This window comes from Arthrobacter sp. 05L45_2, assembly GCF_056397525.1.
Genome location: NZ_JBFTNO010000195.1, coordinates 1 through 6,019 on the forward strand (window position 1 = coordinate 1; position 6,019 = coordinate 6,019).

A 6,019-nucleotide genomic window follows, 5' to 3' on the forward strand; every position below is an offset into this window, starting at 1 on the left:
GTGCTGGGCACTACGTCGTCACCCCGGATCACGTCGTCAAACTTGGAGCCGGAGTTGGCCTCGACTTCCTGCCAGCGGTCGCGGTTGACGATTACGGGCAACGGCAGACCGATCAGGTTGTTGTTGATCTTCATGTCATCGTCCGCCGCCACCGTGTCGTGCTGGTGCGTGGCCCAGTCGAAGCCGGCAGCGCCGGCGTACCGGTCCACGGCCGCGTTGCTGGTCATGATGTCGTCGCCGCCTTCGGCGTCGTAGTCGTTTTCACCGACCTGCCCGACGAAGATGTCATTGCCGGGCTTGGTCTGCGCCGGATCGTCGAAGAACGGGGCGCCGTGGTCGCCGATGAGCAGGTCCTGGCCGGATCCGCCCTGGATCCAGTCGTCGCCGCCGTCACCGAACGTCGCGTCCGCACCGTCACCGGACTGCACGAAGTCGTTGCCGGGGCCGGCGAACGTCTCGTTGTCGTTGGCTCCGCCGTTGATGAAGTCCTGCCCGTCGCCGCCCATGTTGATGTCGTCGCCGATGCCGGAGTTCAGGTAGTCATTACCCGGTCCGCCCTTGAGGACGTCGGCGCCGGACAGGTCAGTGATCCTGTCGTTGCCTTCGCCGCCGAGCGCGATGTCGTCGCCGCCGTTGCCTTCGATGACGTCGGCGCCGGCGTTGCCGAGGAACGTGTCGTTGTCATTGCCGCCCGTGACGCGGTCGGCGTTGGCCGTGCCGTTGTACACGKACTGGCCGTTGATCCCGCTCGGATCGACCGTGTTCTTCTCCATGTACTGGATGGTGCCGTCCGGCTTGCGCAGGAGCAGCAGGTTTTCCTTGCACTCGGTGGTCCCGTCGTCGGCGACMGTGGGCCCCGACGCGGTGTATCCGTCCGCGGTCCCGGCCAGGTTGCCCAGCTGGAACTTGCAGTCGGCGGTGCCGAATGCGTCCGCCTTCAGTGAGTGCGCGTTGGTGTTGCGCATGATCATCTCCGCGAACGAGTTGCTCTCCAGCTGGGTCCGGAGGTTCATGCCCGGGGTGCGCGCCAGGTAGTACAGGCGGTCGCCGTTCTGGAGGTCGGTGAGCTGGTTCTCGAACACGTAGTTGAACGTGCTGCCGAGCAGGCCGCCAAAGAGGTTGGTCTTCTCGGCGAGGCCGCCCACCCAGAGGTCAACCTTGTTCAGGCCGGTCTCTTTCGCTCCCCACGCCCCTGCACTGTTCATGAAGTCCAGCGCTTCGGCCGAGGGTGAGATGCCGATGCCCGGATCAACGATCGCCTTGGCCGCTGCCCGCTTGCCCGCCAGCGTGGATTGGCTGGTGATCGTCGGGAATGTGCCGTAAGCGGCCACAAAGTTGATCAGGGATTCGGGGTGCTTCAGGTTCTGTCCGAAGTCCGCCCAGCTCGTGTACGGGGTCAGCTGGCCGTCACCGGTGGCGTCGTGGATCTGGGTCCGCAGGACGTTCAGCGGCGGGACACCCTCGGAACGGGCGCGGGTCATGTTGATCGTGGCCAGGTCCAGGGGCAGGCCGAGGAGGTTGTTCCGCAGCGTGCCGGTCACGAACTCGTCGAGCTCGTTGCCGACCTGGTCGCTCATGCCCATCACGATGCTGCCGGCCGCCGATTCGGAACTCAGTTGTCCGGCCGACCCGCCGTTGGCGTATTCGGGCGGGTTCAGGAAGCCGTGCAGCAGCGAGATGGAGTTGTCGCTGCCGTCCGCGTTCGTGCGGGCGATGGTCTCGGTCAGCATGGAGTGGCCGAAGCGGTAGACCGCGTGGGCGAACTCGGCCCGGACGGCCGCGTTGATGTCCGTGTGGTAGACGTGGAACGGCTGGACCGCGGGCTGGACCTTGCGGGCAAACTCCTCGAACACCAGGTGCTGGTATTCCATCTCCGTGACGAAGYGGGCCGCCTGGAACAGGCGCTCGCCGTTCCAGCCGCTGGCACCGTCCGCAAGCTTCCATTCGGCGAGCGCTGCCACACCGGTGAGGGAGGTGTCCTCGGTGAGGGTTTTCTCGATGTCCGCCACAAGACGGTCGTGCTCCGAGTGGAATACCTGGTGGATGGTGGTCAGCCCGATGTTCTCGTTGACCCTGCCGTCACCGGCGCAGAAGTGCGCGTTGAGCATCTCGTCGTCGTAGGTGCCGGCCTGCTGGTTCGCGAAGTCCGCCGACGCGACAGTGTCGTCGTCCGGACGCGGAGCAACCGGCGGGGTTCCCGGGTTGTGGTCGGTGTCCTGAGGCGACGGGTCCGCGTTGTGGGCGATGTCGGTCAGGAACGGGGTGTCGAAGTACAGCACGTCTGCGGGCACCGGAACGGGGCTCGCCGTGTCGCCTTCCACCAGGCCGGAGCGGGTGACGTACTGCGGCAATCCTCGGGCGGGGCCCGGGATGAACTTGCCGTAGGGGTCAGCCGCCATCATGGGAATGTTGGTGACGTCCTTGTCCTCGAGCTTGAGGCCCAGCAGGCCTGCCGCCTGGGTCTTGACGTCCGCCCAGGTGGCCATGCCGCCGGCGTTGAGTTCGGTGCTTCCGCCCAGMAGCTTGCCGGTGGAAACCGGCTTGCCGCCGGTGTTGTTGGCGTATTCGCGCAGGAAGACCTGGTGCGAGGGGTGCGAGGTGTAGGTCTGCGACTGGTCCACATAGGGCGAGTCGGTGTTGGCCGCTTCCTGGATGTCGTCGCCGGTCCCCAGGATGTGGTCCGGGCCGGGCTGGTTCTGCGCCCGGGTCAGGACCATAAAGGCGTTGGGGCTGCCGGGGGCCACTTCGTCCCCGGTTCCCGGCTTGCCGTCCGGGCCGACGGTGATCAGCGGATCATCCCCCTTGAGCGGGACAAATACGGTTCCGCCGCCCTTGACGGTCTGGTCAACGCCGTGGTCGAAGAACTGGCCGAAGAGGGTGAACAGGGAGTTGTATGGCGGGGACAGTCCGACGTCGGTGGTGACGTTGGGGATGAACAGCGTGTCCCCGGTGGGCACGCAGCCCGCCGGGACGCCGGGGGTGCTACCGACAGGGTCCGTGGTGCAGGGGAAMAGCCCCGGATTGYYYTGGGTCCGGACCGGGAASCCGGCRGCGGCSACRGCGGCSGGRTTSGTGGCCGTCTGGTCCACGATCAGGTTGCTGATCTCGCGCGGCTGGGCGTCGAAGACGTTGCCGGACTTCTGCGTGTAGCCGGAGGAACCTGGCTGGCCGAATCCTGCGGGGACGTCATCGGCTTGGCTGAAGATCGGCGTCGTCAACCGCGGGAACAGCTGGTCGGCTGCGCCGTAGCCCTCGCGGTCCTTGATCAGGTTGTTGCACGAGCCATCGACGGTGCGGAGGCCGTACGAGGTCAGCGGGTCGGGGATCTGGTTCGCCCCCTTCCCGACCAGGGCACCGCAGGGGCCCGTTGCCGACGTCGTATTGGCCACGTGATATTCGGCGATCTTGATCTGCTTGAGGATAAACGCCAGATCCGACGGAGTGACCGTGAACCCGGCCCCGACGGGGGCCGGCGCCGCACTGGCGCCGACCGCCGTCGTGGTGATTCCGAGGAAGCCGAGCAGCGCCATCGCTGTCCCGGCCGCTACCACCCGGGTCGGTTTGCCAAAGATGAATCTTTGGCCGCCGCCCTTCGTACCTGCGAACACATTCATTGCGCACCTGCCTGTGGGAGTGAGTGATGGAGCAAGAGTGCAGGGTGCGTCTTGGGAAATTCTTGGGCCCGGTGGCCGCGCACCGAGGGCAGCGGTACTCAGCCGCTACTGGGTTTTCGGGGCTTTTTTAGGTGCCGTGTACGCAGTACCTACGCGGTTGCCGCCTGGAGCCGGCACCGCCCCGCCGGCCCCGGAACGCCCGTGGAGGACCGCCGTCGCCGCGGCACGGCGCGGGTTTGCTTGCGGCGCTCCGGATACGCTGGTAGGCCTGTATTGGCCCTGCGGGTAGGGTGCGTAGTGGTACCTGTGCCCGCCGTCGGCGAGCCGCTGGTGTTTGCAGAAGGGAAGTTCACGTGACGCAGAAAAACCCTCGGGTCGAGGAAACGGACGAGAAAGACATCGAGGTGGCCGACCATCCGAAGAGCTGGGCCGCTGGTGTCCCGGGCGTCTACCATTCCATGAAGCCGGCCATCGAGCAGATGGGCCTCAACCGGACGCGCAAGACGGTCATGAAGATGAACCAGAAGGACGGTTTCGACTGCCCCAGCTGCGCCTGGCCGGATCCGCACCACCGCAAGGCCTTTGAGTTCTGCGAGAACGGCGCCAAGGCCGTCACGTGGGAGGCCACGCCGGTGGTTATCGACTCCGGTTTCTGGTCCCAGCATTCCGTAACGGAACTCCGCGGCCGCTCCGACTACTGGCTGGGCATGCAGGGCCGGCTCACCGAGCCCGTCTACAAACCGGCCGGCGAGGACCACTACAAGCCGATCAGCTGGCCGGAAGCCATAGCGGTCATCACGGAGAAGCTCAAGAGCCTCGACTCCCCCGACGAGGCCGCCTTCTACACCAGCGGCAGGACCTCCAATGAGGCAGCCTTCCTGTACCAGCTGCTGGTCCGCGGCTACGGAACCAACAACCTGCCGGACTGCTCCAACATGTGCCATGAGTCGTCCGGCTGGGCCATGGGCCAGACCATCGGCATCGGCAAGGCGACCGTCAACTTCGACGACTACGCCGATGCGGACCTGATCATCATCATGGGGCAGAACCCGGGTACCAACCACCCCCGGATGCTCACCGAGCTGGAAAACTGCAAGCACAACGGCGGCGAAATCGTGGCCGTGAACCCGCTTCCGGAAGCCGGGTTGCGGCGCTACAAGAACCCCCAGAAGGTCAAGGGCATCATCGGCCACGGCACCGAGATCGCGGACCAGTTCCTGCACATCCGGATCGGCGGGGACATGGCCCTGCTGCAGGCCGTCTCCAAACGCGTGCTGGACGCCGAGGCGAAGAACCCCGGGACCGTCCTGGACCACGCGTTCCTGGCGGAGCACTGCGAGGGGCTCGAGGAACTCAAGGAACACCTGGCGCTGCTGGATGAGCAGGCCGTCCTGGCGGCGACCGGGCTGCGCACCGAGGAGATTGACGAGCTCGCGGCCCGTTACCTGAAAGCCGAGAAGGTCATTATCACCTGGGCCATGGGGATCACGCAGCAGAAGAAGGGCGTGGCCACCATCAAGGAGATCATCAACCTGCTCCTGCTGCGCGGCAACATGGGCAAGCCCGGCGCCGGCGCCTCGCCGATCCGCGGGCACAGCAACGTGCAGGGCGACCGGACCATGGGCATCTGGGAGCAGATGCCGCAGTCCTTTATGGAGGCCCTCGGCGAGGAATTCGGCTTCGAACCGCCCCGGGAACACGGTGTTGACGCCGTCGAGACCATCAACCGGATGCAGGAAGGTGCCATCAAGGTCTTTATGGCCATGGGCGGCAACTTCGTCGGTGCCATCGCGGACACCAACGCGGCCGAGGCTRCCGTGGCCGGGACGGACATGTCCATCCAGGTCTCCACCAAGCTCAACCGCTCACACGTGGTCACCGGCGCTGAAGCCCTGATCCTGCCGACCATGGGCCGCACCGAGATCGACATCCAGGAGTCCGGGGAGCAGTTCGTCTCGGTCGAGGACACCGTCTGCGCGGTGCACCCGTCCTGGGGCAGTGTGGAGCCGGTATCGCACCACCTGTTGTCCGAACCGGCAATCCTGAGCCGGCTGGGCAAGGCACTGGTGGGCGACAAAATCAAGGCCGACTGGGACGGGTACGAGAAGAACTACGACCTCATCCGGGACCACATCTCCCGGGTGGTGGGCGGCTGCGAGGACTACAACACCCGGATCCGGCAGGAGGGCGGCTTTATCCTGGCCAACGGTCCGCGGGATTCCCGCACGTTCCCGACGCCGACCGGCAAGGCGGTGCTCACCGTCAACGAGCTCGAGCACGTGGAACGGCCGGAGGGCACCCTGATCCTGCAGACCATGCGCTCGCACGACCAGTTCAACACCACCATTTACGGCCACAACGACCGCTACCGTGGCATCAAGAAGGGCCGCCACGTGGTCTTCGTG

At 65.9% G+C, this 6,019-nt stretch carries 2 protein-coding genes; one reads left to right on the plus strand and one right to left on the minus strand.

Annotated features, from left to right (window positions below; translation table 11 throughout):
* Positions 1-3,614 (minus strand): peroxidase family protein (locus AC1DHD_RS13330; RefSeq protein ID WP_476880173.1); only part of this gene is annotated, 3,614 nt, incomplete at its 3' end.
* Positions 3,615-3,967: 353 nt separating this feature from the next.
* On the opposite strand from AC1DHD_RS13330, the gene AC1DHD_RS13335 reads away from it, so the two are divergent.
* A partial coding sequence (locus AC1DHD_RS13335) for an FdhF/YdeP family oxidoreductase (RefSeq protein WP_476880174.1) occupies positions 3,968-6,019 on the plus strand: 2,052 nt, incomplete at its 3' end.